Annotated in this window: 17 protein-coding genes, 2 pseudogenes and 1 riboswitch; of the genes and pseudogenes, 14 read left to right on the forward strand and 5 right to left on the reverse strand. The window is 74.0% G+C overall.

The window, feature by feature from the left end; translation table 11 throughout:
• From SM573_RS15570 to SM573_RS15590, 5 genes and pseudogenes are all read left to right on the forward strand, one after another.
• Window positions 1–221, forward strand: a pseudogene (locus SM573_RS15570) (hypothetical protein); the annotation flags it as partial.
• A 104-nt stretch (window positions 222–325) separates the two neighbouring features.
• On the forward strand, window positions 326–862 hold the full coding sequence (locus tag SM573_RS15575) for an orotate phosphoribosyltransferase (RefSeq protein WP_474616368.1): 537 nt from the start codon (window positions 326–328) through the stop codon (window positions 860–862).
• An 85-nt stretch (window positions 863–947) separates the two neighbouring features.
• Window positions 948–1,028, forward strand: a riboswitch (ZMP/ZTP riboswitch).
• A 22-nt stretch (window positions 1,029–1,050) separates the two neighbouring features.
• On the forward strand, window positions 1,051–1,890 hold the full coding sequence (locus SM573_RS15580) for a bifunctional 5,10-methylenetetrahydrofolate dehydrogenase/5,10-methenyltetrahydrofolate cyclohydrolase (RefSeq protein WP_474616369.1): 840 nt from the start codon (window positions 1,051–1,053) through the stop codon (window positions 1,888–1,890).
• Between the two features lie 132 nt (window positions 1,891–2,022).
• Window positions 2,023–2,775, forward strand: coding sequence for a dienelactone hydrolase family protein (locus SM573_RS15585; RefSeq protein WP_474616370.1), 753 nt, complete (start codon window positions 2,023–2,025; stop codon window positions 2,773–2,775).
• A 50-nt stretch (window positions 2,776–2,825) separates the two neighbouring features.
• Window positions 2,826–4,634, forward strand: coding sequence for an acyl-CoA dehydrogenase (locus SM573_RS15590; protein ID WP_474616371.1), 1,809 nt, complete (start codon window positions 2,826–2,828; stop codon window positions 4,632–4,634).
• A gap of 39 nt (window positions 4,635–4,673) precedes the next feature.
• Here SM573_RS15590 and SM573_RS15595 read toward each other — a convergent pair whose 3' ends face one another.
• Entirely contained in the window at window positions 4,674–5,384 is a 711-nt protein-coding gene (locus SM573_RS15595; protein WP_474614170.1) for a polyamine aminopropyltransferase, read from the reverse strand.
• A 260-nt stretch (window positions 5,385–5,644) separates the two neighbouring features.
• Here SM573_RS15595 and eccB point away from each other — a divergent pair, with 260 nt between their 5' ends.
• The gene (eccB, locus tag SM573_RS15600; RefSeq protein WP_474616372.1) at window positions 5,645–7,033 is read left to right on the forward strand and encodes a type VII secretion protein EccB; all 1,389 of its coding nucleotides are present in this window, start codon (window positions 5,645–5,647) and stop codon (window positions 7,031–7,033) included.
• 14 nt (window positions 7,034–7,047) lie between these two features.
• Here eccB and SM573_RS15605 read toward each other — a convergent pair whose 3' ends face one another.
• The 3 genes from SM573_RS15605 to SM573_RS15615 are packed head-to-tail and all read right to left on the reverse strand — an operon-like array spanning window position 7,048 to window position 10,264.
• Window positions 7,048–7,914, reverse strand: a complete 867-nt coding sequence (locus tag SM573_RS15605) for a carbohydrate ABC transporter permease (protein ID WP_474616373.1) — start codon at window positions 7,912–7,914, stop codon at window positions 7,048–7,050.
• Window positions 7,914–8,873: a carbohydrate ABC transporter permease gene (locus SM573_RS15610; protein WP_474616374.1), complete on the reverse strand. Its 960-nt coding sequence runs from the start codon at window positions 8,871–8,873 to the stop codon at window positions 7,914–7,916. The genes SM573_RS15605 and SM573_RS15610 overlap by 1 nt, the downstream gene beginning before the upstream one ends.
• Complete coding sequence (locus tag SM573_RS15615) at window positions 8,870–10,264, reverse strand: ABC transporter substrate-binding protein (RefSeq protein ID WP_474614174.1); 1,395 nt, start codon at window positions 10,262–10,264, stop codon at window positions 8,870–8,872. Before SM573_RS15615 ends, SM573_RS15610 begins: the two co-directional genes overlap by 4 nt.
• Window positions 10,265–10,381: 117 nt before the next feature.
• Here SM573_RS15615 and SM573_RS15620 point away from each other — a divergent pair, with 117 nt between their 5' ends.
• From SM573_RS15620 to SM573_RS15630, 3 genes are read left to right on the forward strand one after another with little or no spacing between them, the layout of a single operon-like run.
• Window positions 10,382–11,422, forward strand: a complete 1,041-nt coding sequence (locus SM573_RS15620) for a zinc-dependent alcohol dehydrogenase (RefSeq protein ID WP_474616375.1) — start codon at window positions 10,382–10,384, stop codon at window positions 11,420–11,422.
• A complete protein-coding gene (locus SM573_RS15625) occupies window positions 11,419–12,237 on the forward strand; it encodes a sugar phosphate isomerase/epimerase family protein (RefSeq protein WP_474616376.1) in 819 nt (272 codons plus the stop codon). Before SM573_RS15620 ends, SM573_RS15625 begins: the two co-directional genes overlap by 4 nt.
• Window positions 12,234–13,586, forward strand: a complete 1,353-nt coding sequence (locus SM573_RS15630) for an MGH1-like glycoside hydrolase domain-containing protein (protein WP_474614177.1) — start codon at window positions 12,234–12,236, stop codon at window positions 13,584–13,586. The genes SM573_RS15625 and SM573_RS15630 overlap by 4 nt, the downstream gene beginning before the upstream one ends.
• 22 nt (window positions 13,587–13,608) lie before the next feature.
• Here the strand turns inward: SM573_RS15630 and SM573_RS15635 are convergent, their stop codons facing one another.
• Window positions 13,609–13,968, reverse strand: coding sequence for a winged helix-turn-helix transcriptional regulator (locus SM573_RS15635; protein WP_474614178.1), 360 nt, complete (start codon window positions 13,966–13,968; stop codon window positions 13,609–13,611).
• 140 nt (window positions 13,969–14,108) lie between these two features.
• Between SM573_RS15635 and SM573_RS15640 the strand changes: the two genes are divergently transcribed.
• The 5 genes and pseudogenes from SM573_RS15640 to SM573_RS15660 all read left to right on the forward strand — a co-directional run bounded on the left by SM573_RS15640 (window position 14,109) and on the right by SM573_RS15660 (window position 16,520).
• A complete protein-coding gene (locus SM573_RS15640; protein ID WP_474616377.1) occupies window positions 14,109–14,978 on the forward strand; it encodes an NAD(P)-dependent oxidoreductase in 870 nt (289 codons plus the stop codon).
• Between the two features lie 44 nt (window positions 14,979–15,022).
• Window positions 15,023–15,118 (forward strand): annotated as a pseudogene (locus SM573_RS15645) (NAD(P)-binding domain-containing protein); the annotation flags it as partial.
• Between the two features lie 85 nt (window positions 15,119–15,203).
• On the forward strand, window positions 15,204–15,410 hold the full coding sequence (locus SM573_RS15650; protein WP_474616378.1) for an imine reductase family protein: 207 nt from the start codon (window positions 15,204–15,206) through the stop codon (window positions 15,408–15,410).
• Window positions 15,411–15,627: 217 nt separating this feature from the next.
• The gene (locus tag SM573_RS15655) at window positions 15,628–16,026 is read left to right on the forward strand and encodes an NUDIX hydrolase (protein ID WP_474614181.1); all 399 of its coding nucleotides are present in this window, start codon (window positions 15,628–15,630) and stop codon (window positions 16,024–16,026) included.
• Between the two features lie 65 nt (window positions 16,027–16,091).
• Window positions 16,092–16,520 carry a DUF2267 domain-containing protein gene (locus SM573_RS15660; protein ID WP_474616379.1) on the forward strand — a complete coding sequence of 143 codons (429 nt, stop codon included), beginning with the start codon at window positions 16,092–16,094 and terminating at the stop codon, window positions 16,518–16,520.
• Window positions 16,521–16,732 lie beyond the last annotated feature (212 nt).

Here is a 16,732-nt window from a genome sequence, read left to right on the forward strand (position 1 = left end):
CGTTCGCCAACGACCTGAGCGGCCCGCAGCTGATCGCGGTGACCGACAATGTCAACCAGGCCAAGGGCGACCAGGACCCATCGAGCTGGAAGCCGTCCCGCACCGCCTACCACTGCACGTCCGCCAAGATGTGGATCCGCACCAAGTACACCTGGAGCCTGAAGCTGCAGAGCGCCGAGAAGTCGGCGCTGCAGAGCATGCTCAACCCCTGCTCGTCCTGAGCCGGGGCGGTGAGCGGTGCGGGCCCACACCGCTCACCGCCCGAGGGCGGGCGCCGCTGCCGGCCCGCTGTCCCCGGCCGCACGCCCCGTGCCAGGATCACCCCGTGACGCTCGATGATCTCGCCCGCCAGGTCGCTGCCGTGTCCCGCCTCACCGGCGAGTTCGTCCTCCGCTCCGGGCGGGTGGCCTCCGAGTACTTCGACAAGTACCGCTTCGAGGCGGACCCGGTCCTGCTGGACGCCCTGGCCGCGCGGATGGTCGCCCTGGTGCCCGAGGGCACGCAGGTGCTGGCCGGCCTGGAGATGGGCGGTATCGCCGTGGTGACGGCCCTCGGCCGGCACACCGGGCTGCCGTGCGCGTTCGTCCGCAAGGCGGCGAAGCCGTACGGCACGGCCCGGCTCGCCGAGGGGGCGGAGGTGGCCGGGCGACGCGTGCTCGTCGTCGAGGACGTGGTCACCTCCGGCGGGCAGGTCGTCCTCTCGACGCACGAGCTGCGGCAGCTCGGCGCGCGGGTCGACGCCGCGGTCTGCGTCATCGACCGCCAGGAGGGCGGGGTCGAGGCACTGGCGGCGGAGGGCATCGCCCTGCGCCCGCTGCTCACCCGCGCGGACCTCGACGCGGCGACCGGCTCCGCCGGCTGAGCGCCGGGCCGCCCCGCGCCGCCGGGCCGTGACTCGCCCCGCCCGACCGGGCGCGGCTGGCCGGCCGCCCCGGCGCGTTGATAGCCTGCACCTGCGCGACTGGCGAGGGTGGCGTACCACCGGGGAGCGCTGTCAGCTGGGAGCATCGTCCGCCTGGGTGCTCCTCACCACGAGGTGAGGAGCCGCACATGACCGCGACGTTGATGGACGGGCAGACCGTGTCCCGTCAGCTGCTCGATGCCACGGCGGAGCGTGCCGCGACCTTCGCGCGCACCCACGGGCGCCGGCCGTGCCTTGCCACGGTCCTGGTCGGCGACGACCCGGCCTCGCACACGTACGTGCGGATGAAGGTCAACAGGTGCGCGGCCGTGGGGATCGAGTCGCGCCGGGTGGACCTGCCGGCCTCGACCACCACCGAGGAACTGGTCCGGGTGCTGCGGGACCTCTCCACGGACGCGACCGTCGACGGCATCCTGCTGCAGCACCCGGTGCCGGCGCACGTCGACGAGCGTGCCGCGTTCGAGGCGATCGCCGCGGACAAGGACGTCGACGGCGTGACCGGCGCGTCGTTCGCCGCGATGGCCTTCGGTGAGCCCGGGTTCGCCTCCTGCACGCCGGGCGGGATCATGCGCCTGCTCGACGCCTACGAGGTGCCGTTGCGGGGGCGGCGGGCCGTGGTGGTGGGACGCAGCGCCATCCTCGGCAAGCCGGCGGGGATGCTGCTGCTGACGCGCGACGCCACGGTCACCTACTGCCACTCCCGCACCGTCGACCTGGCGGCGCACGTCGCCGAGGCCGACGTGGTGGTGGCCGCCGTCGGCAGGCCGGAGCTGGTCCGCGGTGAGTGGATCAAGCCGGGGGCGGTGGTGATCGACGCCGGCTACAACCCGGGCAACGTGGGCGACGTGGAGTTCGCGGCCGCCGCCGAGCGGGCGAGCCTCATCACTCCCGTGCCGGGCGGGGTCGGCCCCATGACCATCGCCGTGCTGCTGTCGCAGACCGTCGACGCCGCCGAGCGGCACGGCTGACGGGAGCAGCGGCGTGGCCCGGCCCTGCGGGCCACGCCGGCGAGGTCGCCGCGCCCGGTCAGGGGCCGCGCACCCTCGGGCGATCACGGGAGTAGCGTCATCCGGCGGAGCCACACGCGCGAGGAGGTTGCGGTGCCGACGACGACGGTGGACGTCAGGACGGGCGACGGGGTCGCGGACGCGTACCTCGTCGAACCGGACGGCGACGGGCCCTTCCCGGCCGTGCTCCTCTTCATGGACGCGTTCGGGCTGCGGCCCCGCATCGCGGAGATGGCCGAGCGCATCGCGGCGCGGGGTTACGTGGTGCTGGCGCCGAACCTGTTCCACCGGGCCGGCCGGTCGCCGCTGTTCGACCTCTCCCTGCTCGGCGACCCGCAGCAGCGGGGCGCCATCCTCGCCCGGGTCGGGCCGCACATCGCCGCGCTGACCCCAGAGATGGTCGCCCGGGACTCCGCGGCATACCTGGACTACCTGGCGGCGCGCGACGACGTCGCGCCCGGCCCGGTCGCCGCCGTCGGCTACTGCATGGGCGGCATGAACGCGCTGCGGGCCGTCGAGGCGCACCCGGACCGGATCGTCGCGCTGGCGAGCTTCCACGCCGGCCGGGTCGTCACCGACGCGCCGGACAGCCCGCACCTCGGGGTCGGCGCGGTCACCGGCGAGCTGTACTTCGCCCACGCCGACCAGGACGGGTCGATGACCGCCGAGCAGATCGCCACGCTGGAGCGGACGCTGGACGCCGCCGGCGTCCGGTACCGCTCCGAGGTGTACGAGGGCGCGTCGCACGGGTTCACCATGGCCGACACGGCCGCCTACGACGCGGCGGCCACCGAGCGGCACTGGGTGGCCCTGTTCGACCTGCTCGACCGCACCTTCGGCCGCTGACCCGGCCCCGCCCCGGCCCGGGCCGGGGCGGGGCCGGTGAGAGGAGTTCCGTGTCGTCCACCCTGCTCTCCCGACGCGACCTGCGGTTCCTGCTCCACGACTGGTTGGACGTGGCCCGACTGACCGAGCGGCCCCGCTACGCCGAGCACTCGCGGGAAACGTTCGACGCGGTGCTGGACCTCGCCGAGCGGGTGGCCACCGAGCACTTCGCGCCGCACAACCGGGCGGCCGACCTCGCCGAGCCCCGCTTCGACGGCCAGCGGGTTCACACCATCCCCGAGGTGAAGGCGGCCCTGGACGTCTTCGCCGAAACCGGCCTGCTGGCGTCCACCCTCGACGAGTCGGTGGGCGGCATGCAGCTGCCGCACGTGGTGGCCTCGGCCTGCTTCGCCTGGTTCCAGGCCGCGAACGTGGCCACCTCGGCGTACCCGATGCTCACCCTCGGCAACGCCAACCTGCTGCTCGCCCACGGCAGCCCGGAGCAGGTCGACACCTGGGTGCGGCCGATGCTCCAGGGGCGGTTCTTCGGCACCATGTGCCTCTCCGAGCCGCATGCCGGCAGTTCCCTGGCGGACATCACCACCCGGGCGGAGCCGCAGGACGACGGCACCTACCGGCTGCACGGCACCAAGATGTGGATCTCCGGTGGTGAGCACGACCTGGCCGAGAACATCGTCCACCTGGTGCTGGCCCGCCTTCCCGACGCGCCGCCCGGGGTGAAGGGGATCTCCCTGTTCATCGTGCCGAAGGTGCTCGTCGACGGCGACGGCGCGCTCGGCGCACGCAACGACGTCGCGCTGGTCGGCCTGAACCACAAGATGGGCTACCGGGGCACCACGAACACGCTGCTGAGCTTCGGCGACGGCGCGCACCGGCCGTACGGGCGGCCGGGCGCGGTCGGCCACCTGGTGGGCGAACCCCACCAGGGGCTGGCCCAGATGTTCCACATGATGAACGAGGCACGCGTCGGGGTGGGCGCGGGGGCCACCGCGCTCGGCTACACCGGTTACCTGAAGGCCGTCGAGTACGCCCGGCAGCGCCCGCAGGGGCGGCCGCTCGCCGCCAAGGACCCGGCCGCGCCGCAGGTGCCGATCGTCGCCCACCCCGACGTGAAGCGGATGCTGCTGGCGCAGAAGAGCTACGTGGAGGGAGCGCTCGCGCTGGTGCTCTACTGCGGGCGGCTACTCGACGAGCAGAAGACCGCGCCGGAGCGGGCCGACCGGGACCGCGCGCACCTGCTGCTGGACGTGCTCACCCCGATCGTGAAGAGCTGGCCGGCGCAGTGGTGCCTGGTCGCCAACGACCTGGCGATCCAGGTGCACGGCGGCGCCGGCTACACCCGCGACCACGACGTCGAGCAGCACTGGCGGGACAACCGCCTCAACCCGATCCACGAGGGCACGCACGGCATCCAGGCGCTGGACCTGCTCGGCCGCAAGGTCGTCAGGCGCGACGGCGCGGGGCTCGCGGCGCTGGCGGAGACGATCGGCGCGACGGTCGACCGGGCCATCCGCACCGGTGGTGAGCCCGCCGAGCTGGCCGGGCGCCTCGCCGCCTCCGTGCGGCGCGTCACCGACGTCACGCGCCGGCTCTGGGGCACCGGCGACCCGCAGCTCGCCCTCGCCAACGCCAGCGTCTACCTGGAGGCGGTCGGCCACGTGGTGATCGCCTGGATGTGGCTGGAGCAGCTCCTCGTGGTGGACGCCGGCGCCACGGAGGCCGACGCGGACCTGTGCGCCGGCAAGCGCCAGGCCGCCCGCTGGTTCTTCCGGTACGAACTGCCGCGCACCGAGCCGCAGCTCGACCTGCTGGCCAGCCTGGACCGCACCACCCTGGAGATGCGCGACGCCTGGTTCTGAGCGGGCGCGGGGCCGCCCACGCGGCGGGTCGGTCGCGGGTCAGCCGGCGAGCCGGGCCACGTAGACCGTGTTGGCCGACTCGCCGCCGGTCAGCGGGTTCGGGAACGGCACGACGTGCGTCCGGGCGGTGGCGAAGACCTCGTCCAGGGTCCGCTCGAAGTCGGGGTCGGGTGGGTCGTCCGACCAGAGCGCGAAGACCCCGCCCGGGTGCAGGTGGTCGCCGAGACGGCGCAGCCCGTCGGCGGTGTAGAACGGCGCGTGCCGCGGGTGCAGCAGGTGGCGCGGGGAGTGGTCGACGTCGAGCAGCACGGCGTGGAAGCGGCGCCCCGGCCGCTCGGGGTCGAACCCGTCGCCCGCCGCGGCGGCGAAGAAGTCGGCCCGCACCAGCCGGGTCCGGGGATCGTCGGCCAGCCCGGCGGCGAACGGCAACAGGCCCCGCCGGTGCCAGTCGATCACGTCCTCGACGGCCTCCACCACCAGCAACGACCGCACCCGCTCGTCGGCGAGCGCGGTGCGGGCCGTGTAGCCGAGACCGAGCCCGCCAACCACCACGTCCAGGTCGGCGCCCGCCAACGGTGCGAGCCCGAGCCGGGCCAGCTCGATCTCCGCGACCGGAAAGAGGCTGGACATGAGGAACTCGTCGTCGAGCTTGACCTCGTACACCTCGGCGTCGAGCGCGGGGTCGCGGCGCCGGCGCAGGCTGATCAGGCCGAGGGGGGTCTCCCGCCAGGCCAGTTCCTCGAACCGCACGCCCACCGCCGTCCTCTCTTCGCCAATTCCGGGATGCTACCTGCGCGCCGGCCCGCCGCCGACCCGGCGCGCGAGAGGCATCCGTCCCGCGCCGGCGGGTGAGCGGGCCCGTCGAGGGTCGCGGACGCGGGGGACCGCCCAGTGGCGGACCAACCGATCCGGCTCATCCTGCGGCCCTGACCGGCCGCGACCACGGAGGGTCCACGAAGGATCCACGGACCGCATATCCTGTGCCGCGATCGGGCGTCGGAGGGGATGGCATGCCGTCGCGGCAGGACCAGTTGCACTCGTACCAGTTCACCGTCCAGCGGGCGGTCGCCGCGCTCGTCATGCGGGAGACCGACCCGGCGCAGTCCCCGTTCCGGCGGCTCGCCGGCGCCGCCCTGGCGAGTGTGCTGGTCGCCGCGATCGGCCTGGGCGGGTTCGCGCTCTACGGGCTCTTCGCCGGCGGGGGCGGCGGTTGGCGCGACCCGGGAGCGGTGATCGTCGAGAAGGAGTCCGGCGCCCGGTACGTCTACCGCGAGCAGAAGCTGCACCCGGTGCTCAACTACGCCTCCGCGCTGCTGATCGTCGGCGCCGAACAGGCCCGCACCGTGCTCGTGTCGCGCCGGTCGATTGACGGTGTGCCGCGCGGCCTGCCGCTGGGCATCGCCGACGCGCCCGACTCGCTGCCCGCGCCGTCGCGGCTGTCCACCACGCCCTGGACGGTCTGCTCGGTCGCGGCGGCCGACGCCGACCGCTCGGCACCCCGCTCGGCGCTGCTGATCGGCAAGACACCGACCGGGGGCCGGCTGCTCGGTGACGAGGCGCTGCTGCTGCGCCACCCCGACGGCGGGCTGCACCTCGTCTGGCACCAGCGCCGCTACCTGCTCCGCGACCCCACCCGGGTGCTCGCCGCGCTCGCGACCACGCGCGCCCGGGCCGTGCCGGCGGCGCCGGCGCTGCTGAACACGCTCCCGGCGGGCGTGGACCTCGCCCCACCCGAGCTGCCCGGCCTGGGCCGCCGCTCCACCCGGGTCCCGGGCGCCGACATCGGCGACGTCTACCTGGTGCGCAACTCCGGCGGCGGGCGGCAGTACGCGGCCGTCACCCGGGACGGGCTCGCCGGGATCACCGAGTTGCAGGCGGGCCTGCTGCTGGCGCGCACCGGCCAGCGTGAGCCGGCGCCGATCAGCCTCGGCCGGTTCGCCGCGCTGCCCGAGGTGCCGGACCTGGCACCCACCGGGCCGACCGCGCCGCCGCCGGCACCGCCGCGTCTCGCCGCCACCGACGGGGGCGGGCTGTGCGCCGGGGTGGGGGACGACGCCGGCGCGGCGGAGATCCGGGTGGGGGTACACCTGCCGGACCTGGCCGCCGCGGCCCACACCGGGACCGGGCCGGCCGGCGGGGTCCGCGTCGACCGGGTCGTGGTGGAGCCGGGACGGGGTGCGGTCGTCGAGGCGGTCGCGGCCCCGGGCGCCGGCGGCGGCGCCGTCTCCGTGGTCACCGACCTCGGCCGCCGGCACGTCCTGGCCGACCGGGACGTGCTTGCCATGCTCGGCTACCGCGACGTGCGCCCGGCCCGGCTGCCGGCCGGTCTGGTCAGCCTGGTGCCCGCGGGACCCGCGCTCGACCCGCGGGCGGCGCGGGCCGTCGCGGCACCCGGCTGACCCGACCCCCGGCGTCACCCCTTCTCGGCGCCGCTGGTCAGGCCCTCGGTGAGCAGCCGCTCGCTGGCGAAGAAGAGCAGCACGATGGGCAGGGTGAGGACCACCGAGCCGGCCATCAGCACGGTCTTGGGCACCTCCACCCCGTCGGCGAGCTGCGCCAGCCCCAGCGACACCGTCCACCGGTGCGGCTTGTCCACCAGGAAGAGCAGCGCGAAGAGGAACTCGTTCCAGGCGATCATGAAGTCGTAGAGCGCGACCGCCATGATCGACGGTGCGGCGAGGGGCAGGCTGATCCGGCGGATCACACCGAGGCGGCCCGCGCCGTCGATCGCGGCCGACTCCTCCAGGCTGAGCGGGATCGTCTCGAGGTAGTTCCTGAGCATGTAGACCGAGACGGGCAGGGTCTGCGAGATGTAGACGAGCACGAGGCCGGCCAGCGACCCGCGCAGACCCGCCCGCGTGAAGACCACGAAGAGCGGGATCGCGATCACGATCGACGGGAAGAGGTAGACCGCCAGGAAGAGGAAGTCGACCTGGCGGCGGCCGAAGAACCGCAGCCGGGACACCGCGTACGCGCCGGGGATCGCCACGACCAGGGTGAGCAGCGTCGCGGCGAGCGCCACCAGCCCGCTGTTGCGGATGAAGGCGAGGAAGCCCTGGCCGCCGTCCTCGGTGGCCTTGAGCACCTCGGCGTACGTGGCGACGGTCAGCTCGCCGAGGCCGACGACGAGCGCGCCGGGGTCGAGCAGCAGCCGCTCGATGGGGCGCACCGAGAGCACCAGCATGTAGTAGAAGGGCAGGACGGTGACGAGCAGGAACGCGGCGATCAGCAGCCGTCGCAGCCAGCGCAGGCCCACCGTCTCGATCCGGTCGCGGTCCATCAGTCCACCCTCCGGGCGAAGAAGCGCAGGTAGATCAGGACGAACACGATGAGCACCACGGACAGCACGACCGCCTGCGCCGCGGCCGCGCCGATGTCGGTGCGCGCGGTGAGGAACTCGTAGACCCGGACGCTGACGACCTCGGTGCCGGCCGCGCCCCCGGTGAGCAGGTAGACGTCGTCGAACTTGTTGAAGGTCATGATGAACCGCAGGACGGCGAGCAGCGCGATCACCGGCATCAGTTGCGGGAGCAGGATGTGCCGGAACCGTTGGGTGGGCGTCGCGCCGTCGACCCGCGCGGCCTCCTCCAGGTCGGCGGGCACCGCCTGGAGGCGGGCGAGCAGGAACAGGAAGGCGAACGGGAAGTAGCGCCACGACTCGAAGGCGACCACCGTGGCCAGGGCCGTGGAGTCCTGCGACAGGAACGGGATCGGGGCGTCCCAGCCGAGCAGGCGCTGGCCCCAGTGGTTGACGATGCCGAGCTGCGGGTCGAGCATCACCTGCCACACGAAGGTCATGGCGACGACCGGCGCCACGTACGGCAGCAGCATCGAGGCCCGCACCAGGGTGCGCCCGCGGAACGGGCGGCGGACGACCAGCGCCGCCACCAGGCCGAGCCCGATCGAGCCGATCGTGCTCCCGAGGCTGTAGAGCACCGTGGTGACCAGGGAGTCGGCGAAGCCGGGTGTGTGCAGCACCCGGTCGATGTTGTCCAGCGTGAACTCGCCGAACAGCCCGGTGCGGCGCAGTGTGGCGAGCCGGACCCGCTGGAAGGCGAGCACCACCGTCCAGACGATCGGGATGCCGATCACGGCGAGCACGACGACCAGCGTCGGCGCGACCAGCACGAGCCCGGCCCGGTTCTCGCGGCGGCGCAGGGTCAGGGGTCGGCGGCGGCCGGGCGGCGCCGGCCGCTCCCGCACGGGGGAGCGGCCGGCGTCCGGGGCGGTCGTGGTCAATTGACGCCCGCCTTGATCGCCTCCACGTCACGCTTCGCCCGGGCGGCGGCCGCGGCGGCGTCGGACTTCCCGCCGATCGTGTCGGCCAGCGCCTTGGGCACGGGCAGCTCGCCGAGGATCGCGCCGACGAGCTTCCCCTGCCCCTGGGTCAGGCCCCACCGTTGGAACGTGTCCGGGCTGGTACGCAGGCCGTCGAGCACCGGTTCGCCGTACACCTCGGCGAGGGGCTTCTTGGTGTCCACCCCGGCCGGGCTGGTGTTCCAGGCGGTGAGGAACTTCTCCGGCTCCTCGGCGGTGCCCTTGCGGACGGGGAACCGGCCCTCGGGGGACATGCCGAACCAGCGCGGGTAGCCCTCGCCGAGCATGTGCGCGACGAAGGTCCTCGCCGGGTCGGCGGCGGCGCCGTCGAGCACCGCCCACGAGCTGATCTCGCCGTACTGGGCCGGTTCGACGCCGTTCGGGCCCTTGATCGCGGTGACGAAGCCGCTGTTCCTCGCGAGGAAGCCGGGGTCGGCGGCGCACTGCGGGCAGGTCGGCTTGGCGTCGGCGCGCAGCCCGGCCAGCTCGTCGAGGATGAACGGCGACCAGATCAGCATCGCGGCCTTGCCGGCGAAGTAGGTGGCCCGGGTGGTGTCGACGTCCTGGGCGCCCTTCACCGAGTGGTTCCTCATCAGGTCGCCGTAGAACCGGAACGCCGCCACGCAGGGCGGCGAGTCGAGGGTCACCGCACCGGCGTCGTCGGTGAGCTGGCACCCGTTGGCGAGGGCGAGGTGCTCGAACGTCTGCTGGGTGAAGACGTCGCCCGGCGCGGTCGCGGCGGTGATCCCGGCGACGTCGCCGGTGTGCAGCCGCGCCGCCGCGGCGGCGATCCGTTCGTAGGTGTCGGGCGCCGGCAGGCCGGCCGCGTCGAAGAGGTCCTTGCGGTAGACGAGCAGCTGCCCCCAGCCGTCGCTGGGCACGGCGAGCTGCCGGCCCTCCTCGGCGGTCAGCTCCAGGGCCCGGGGGGAGAACGTCTGCCGCCCGAGCGACTCGACGATCTCGCCGTTGGCGTCGGGGTGCAGCAGCTCGTTGCCGGCGAGCGTGCGGACGCCGGCCAGGGGCACGGCGCCGACGACGTCGGGCAGGTCGCCGGCGGCGGCGCTGGACGCGATGAGTGAGGGGAACTGGTCCTCGTTGACGGTGACCAGCTCGACCTGGATGCCGGTCCGCGCGGTGAAGTCGGCGATGATCGCCCGGGTGGCCGTGACCCGGTCGGCCACGTCCTCCAGGCTCCACACCGTGATCCGGTTGCTGTCGCTGTCGGGGTCGTCGGCGCCGCAGGCCACCAGCGTGGACCCGGCCAGTGCCAGGATCAGGGTGGCGGCGAGCGTCCGCATCGGAGTGAATGACATCGGCGGCACTCCTCTCGAAGAGTACATCGCGGATTCAACGCCATCGATTGATCAATTACAAGACATATGCCGATTTTTTGTTCTAGGATGGAACCCGGCGCTACCGGGATGTGACTCATGGTCAACTGGGTTGTCTCTCTCGCCGGGCCCCGACTGATCAGCCTGGAGCCCTGCCCCGCGGACCCGCTCGGTCCCGGCCAGGTCCGCGTCCGCACCTGCTACTCCGGCATCTCCGCCGGCACCGAGCTCACCCTCTACCGGGGCAGCAACCCGCGGCTCAGCAAGGACTGGGACGACGTCGCCCGCATGTTCGTGCCACGCCAGACCCCGGTGCCCTACCCGCTGGTCGGCTTCGGCTACGAGGAGGTCGGCGAGATCGTCGAGGTGGCGCCCGAGGTCACCGACCGGCATCCGGGGCAGCTCGTCTGGGGCATCTGGGGGCACCGGGCCGAGGCCGTCGTGGCCGCCGACGCGGTCCAGCCCCTGCCACCCGGCCTCGACCCGCTCGCGGCCGTGTTCGCCCGCCCCGGCGCGATCGCGCTCACCGCGGTGCTCGCCGGTGACCTGCACCTCGGCGACTGGGTCGGCATCTTCGGGCAGGGCGTGATCGGACTGCTCGCCACCCGGCTCGCCGTGCTCTCCGGCGCCCGCGTGGTGGCGGTCGACCGGGTGCCCGGCCGGCTCGCCCACGCCACCCGCTACGGCGCCCGGATGACCGTCGACGCGGGCGCCGAGTCGGCGGCGGGCGTGCTGCGCGCCGCCACCGGTGGCCGCGGCGCCGACGTCTGCCTCGAGCTGTCCGGGGCGTACCCGGCTCTGCACGAGGCCATCCGGTCCACCACCCACGCCGGCCGCGTCGTGGCCGCCGGCTTCTACCAGGGGCAGGCCGACGGCCTCGGCCTCGGCGAGGAGTTCCACCACAACCGGATCCAGCTGGTGGCGGCCCAGGTCTCCGGGCCCACTCCGGCGCCCGGCATGGCCGGCCGGTGGACCGGTGCCCGGGTCGCCCAGACCTTCATGGACCTGGTCGCCGAGGGGAGCGTGGACCCGCTGCCACTGGTGAGTCACGTCGTCGACGCCCGCGCGGTGGCCGATGCGCTGGCGTTGCTCGACCGAGGTGACGGTGACGTCCTCCAAGTGGTGCTGAGGTTCCCATGACCATTCCCCTCGCCTGCCAGGAGCAGCTCCTGCCGGGCACCGACCTGATCCAGAAGTACGCGCTGGCCGTCTCCCTCGGCTACGACGGGATCGAGCTGCGCGGGCGCGGCGACCTGGCGTTCGCCCGCCGGCTGCCCGAGCTGCGCCGGGCGCGTGCCGCCGGCGTCGTGATGCCCACCGTCTGCGTCGAGATGGCCCACTTCATCGGCGACTTCGACCCCGTACGCTCCGCCGACGCCGTCCGCAACCTGCGCTCCCAGCTCACGGTCATCGCCGAGCTGGGCGGCACGGGCGTGGTGACCCCCGCCGCCTGGGGGATGTTCTCCCGGCGGCTGCCGCCGTTCGAGCCGCCCCGGTCACCGGCCGGCGACCGGCAGGTGCTCGTGGACGCCCTCGGGGCGCTGGGCGAGCACGCGCGCGCCGAAGGGGTCACCCTCTACCTGGAGCCGCTGAACCGGTACGAGGACCACATGGTCAACCGGCTCGACGAGGCGGTGACGCTGTGCGCGGCGGTCGGCCTGCCCTCGCTGCGGGTCGTCGCCGACACCTTCCACATGAACATCGAGGAGGACGACGTGCACCGCGCACTGCGCGCCGCCGCCCCCTACCTCGGGCACGTCCAGGTGAGCGACTCCAACCGGTACCAGCCGGGCGCGGGGCACCTCGACTGGCCGGCGCTGGTCCGCACCCTGCTGGAGATCGGCTACCACGGATGGTTGGCCCTGGAGTGCCGGCTGCGCGGTGACCCGGTTCGCGCGTTGCAGCAGGCCGCCACGGTGCTGCGGCACGCGCAGCCGCGGCAGGCGGCGGCGTGAGCGCGGCGGAGGCCGGGCCGGGCGGTGACGCCGAGCGGCTCCGCCGGGTCGCCCTGGCCACCCTGGACGCCAACTGGGAGCACGACCACACGGTGCCGTCGCGGACCCTCTACCCGCACCAGTGGAGCTGGGACTCCGCGTTCATCGCCGTCGGCCTGGCCCACGTCCGGCCCGCGCGCGCCTGGCGGGAGCTGGCGAGCCTGTTCCGGGCCCAGTGGGCCGACGGGCGGGTGCCGCACATCGTGTTCAACCCCCGGCTCCCGGTCGGCGCGTACTTCCCCGGGCCGGAGTTCTGGGCGTCGGCGGGGGCGCAGGGCGCACCCGCCGCCGCCACGTCCGGGCTCGTCCAACCACCGGTGCACGCGCTCGCGGCCTGGCTCGCGTACCGCCGGGCGCCCTCGGACGCCGCCCAGGTGGCGCTGCGCCGGCTCTACCCCCGGCTCGTGGCCCAGCAGCACTACCTCGCCGGCCGACGGGACGTGGGCGGCGGCGGACTGGCCTGCGTCGTGCACCCCTGGGAGTCCGGGCTGGACAACAGCCCCGCCTGGGACGCCCCCATGGCGGCGGTGCCGGCCGACGCGGCGGTGATGCGCGCGTACCGCCGGCACGACACCGCGCACGCGCCCGCCGCGCACCGCCCCACCGACCTGGACTACGCGCGGTACGTGGCGATCGTCGCCTCCTACCGCGACGGCGGTTACCGCGACGAGTCCCTGGCCGGGGGGCACCCGTTCCTGGTCGAGTGCCCGCTGTTCAACGCGGCGGCGGGCGCCGCCGAGCACGCGCTGGCCCGGATCGCCCCACTGGTCGGCGCCGACCCCGGGCCGCACCGGGAACGCGCGGCCCGGATCACCGAGGCCCTCGTGCGCCGCCTGTTCGACCCGGCTACCGCGACGTTCCAGCCCCGCGACCTGCGCACCGGGCGGCTCCTGCCGTCACGGACGGTGCTCGGCCTGACCCCGCTGATCCTGCCCGACCTGCCGGCGCCACAGGTCGCGGCGGTCGTCGCCGAGGCCTGCTCGCCCCGGTTCGGCGTCGCGCCGCGGATGCCGCGGCCGCTGCCCAGCTACGACCGCACCGCGCCGGACTTCGAGCCACTGCGCTACTGGCGCGGCCCCAGCTGGATGAACGTCAACTGGCTGGTGCGCCGGGGCCTGCTCACACACGGCCGGGCAGACCTCGCGGCGGGGCTGGGCCGGTCGATGGTGGAGCTGGTGGCCACCGCCGGCTGCCACGAGTACTTCCACCCGGACACCGGGGCCGGGCTCGGGTCACCCGCGTTCGGCTGGACCGCCGCGCTCCTGCTCGACCTGCTGGCCGACGAACGAGCCCCGGCGCCCACGGGGTGAGCGCCGCCGCGCCGCGGCGGCGTCAGGCGGACGCGAGGGCGTCCTCGACGCCGAGGCGTTCGCGGCGCCGCTGCCCCCACTCGCCGAGCGGGCGGAGGGCCTCGTTGAGGGACCGACCGTGCTCGGTCAGCGAGTAATCCACCCTGGGCGGGACCTCGCGGTGCACCTCCCGGTGGATCAGCCCGTCCTCCTCCATCTCGCGCAGATGCTGGATGAGCATCTTCTCGCTGACGCCGGTGAGGGCGCGTCGCAGCTCCCCGAACCGGCGGGTGCCGTGGGCGTCCAGCTCCCACAGGATCAGCGACTTCCACTTTCCGGACACCACGTCCATCGCGGCGTCGATGCCGCAGATGTAGGGGCCGCGTCTGCTCCGGGTCGACACCACACCCTCCGTCGTCCTACCTCGCTTACCAAAAGGTAAGTATTGAACAATTTAGTGAGTACTTGTCCGAAGGACTGTACCCGCGAACCATGGTGGGTGGCGCGCCCGTCACATCACCAGCAGAGCGAGGAACCAATCGGATGACCACCAGCACCACCTTCCTGGGACTCGGCGCGATGGGCAGCGCGCTCGCCACGGCGGCCCTCGACGCCGGCCGACCGGCCGTCGTCTGGAACCGCACCCCGCACCGGGCACAGGCGCTCGCCGCGCGCGGGGCCACCGTCGCCCCGACCGTGGCGGACGCGGTCACCGCGGCCCCGGTGATCGTCGTCTGCCTCTTCGACCACGAGTCGGTGCACGGCGTGCTCGACCCGGTCGCCGCCGAGCTGTCCGGGCGTACCGTGATCAACCTGACCACCACGACGCCCGCCGAGTCGCGGGCGCTCGCCGCCTGGGCGGCCGCGCACGGCGTCGCCTACCTCGACGGCGCGATCATGGCCGTCCCGGAGATGATCGGCGCTCCGGGCGCCGCGATCCTCTACAGCGGATCGGCCGCGGCCTTCGACGAGCACCGGGCGCTGCGTGACCTGTGGGGTGACAGCAGCTTCGTCGGGGCGGACGCGGGCCTGGCGTCCCTGCAGGACATGGCGATGCTCGCCGGCATGTACACCATGTTCGCCGGCTTCCTGCACGGCGCGGCGATGGTCCGCGCGGCGGGCGTGCCGGCGACCGAGTTCGTGACGCGGCAGGCGCCGTTCCTCGCCGCGATGACCGGTCAGCTGGCCGGCTTCGCCGCGACGGTCGACGCCGAGGACTACACCGGCGAGGGCCAGCAGAGTCTGCGGTTCACCGAGACCGCCCTGGCCACGCTGCTGCGGGCCACCGCCGAGCAGGGCGTCGACCCGGCGGTGCTCGCGCCGTTGCACGACCTCGTCGTACGCCAGATCGCCGCCGGGCACGGCGAGCACGGCACCGCCCGCATCTTCGAGGAGATCAGGAGCACCCGATGAAGCCGCCCGTCACCGTGATCGGCCTGGGCCCGATGGGTCGGGCCATGGCCAACGCCCTGATCGGGGCCGGGCACCCGGTGACCGTGTGGAACCGGACGCCCGGTCGCGCGGAGGAACTCGTCGCCGCCGGGGCCACGCCGGCGGCGACCCCCGCCGACGCCCTCGCCGCCGGCGGCCTGACCATCCTCAGCCTCACCGACTACCGGGCCGGAGCTGGCGCGCCAGTTGGAGACCGGCGACCATCCCGGCCACCTCAGCACCGCCCTCATGATGGGAGCCACCGCGGACCACATCGTCCGCACCAGCGCGGAGGCGAATGTGGACCTCCGGCTGCCGGAGGCGGTCAAGTCCCACTACGACCGGGCGATCGCCGCCGGGCACGGCACCAGGAACTGGACGGCGCTCTACGAGGTGATCAGGGCGCGCGGCTGATCCCCGGCGCGGTGCACCGGGTGGGCGCGGGCCCCCAGCGGCCGCGCCCACCCGGTGGTACCCATCGAGGGGGCAGCAGAAGCATCGATCATCCGGCGGGCCCGGGTGGGCCATCGACGGCGGCGAACTTGCGCCGTGTCGCACTTCCGCCACCGGCGCCCCCGACGGGGATCCGGCCGGACGGCGCCTACGATGTGCCCCGGGGCGAGGGGGTGTCGTGGCGGAGATCGACAAGGTTGCCTGGATCCTGTTGGCGGACGGGCGGATCCTGAGCACGCGCTCGCACGGGCGCGACGTCTGGTACCTGCCCGGCGGGAAGCGGGAGCCCGGGGAGAGCGACCGGGACACTCTGCGGCGCGAGATCGCCGAGGAGCTGAGTGTCGAGGTGGACACCGCCAGCGCGGCGCACGTCGGGACGTTCACGGCGCAGGCGCACGGCCACGCCGCGGGCGTCGACGTGCGGATGACCTGCTACACCGCCGACTACCGGGGCGCGTTGCGGCCGTCGCGCGAGATTGCCGAGGCGGCCTGGCTCGGGTACGCCGACCGGGCGCGGGTCTCCCCGGTGGATCAGATCATTTTCGACCACCTGCACGCCGCGGAGCTGCTGCGCTGATCCGCGCCGGGTTTGTCGGCACGGGGGCGGGGTAAGCGCCCGGCCGGTGGCGAAGGAGGGGCGGCGTGCGGTTTCCCCGCTTCATCGACGCGGTGTCGAGGCGCTCCGGGCTCGCGCCCGAACAGGCCTCCACGGTCGCTCGCGCCGTCCTCCAGACCATGGCCGAGCGGATCACCGGCACGCCGGCGGACGACCTGGCCGGGCACCTGCCGGACGACCTCGACGGCTACCTGCCGGGGCCCACGGCGGGCGGAGCGGGGGGTGGGAGCGCGCCCGCTGCCGGTGCCGCGGCTTCCGGGCCGGCGGAGTTCCTGCGCCGGGTGGGGGAGCGGGCCGGGGTGGACGAGGAGACCGCCCGGTTGGGCACCGCGGCCGTCTTCGCCACGCTCCGGAACACGGTCACGGTCGCCGAATTCCGGGCAATGGTGGCGCGGTTGCCGCAGGACGGTCGCGGCGGAATGGAACCGGCCCCACCCGCGCCGTACGATGGCTGAGGCGGACCACTCACGCCATCCTGTCTGAGGTCCGACATCCGCCGAAGTTCCGGAAACTTTCCGGCCAAAGAGCGGCATCTGCCGGAAGATTGACTGTCCACTCTCCCTTACGCGGTAACTCCTCTATGCGCTAGGGGGATGATCGGTCTATTTGCGTCGTCCCTCGTCCGAGGCCCGGATCGGCTATTCGGGCGGACTCTCATTGACGATCT

The organism is Micromonospora xinjiangensis (assembly GCF_056150165.1).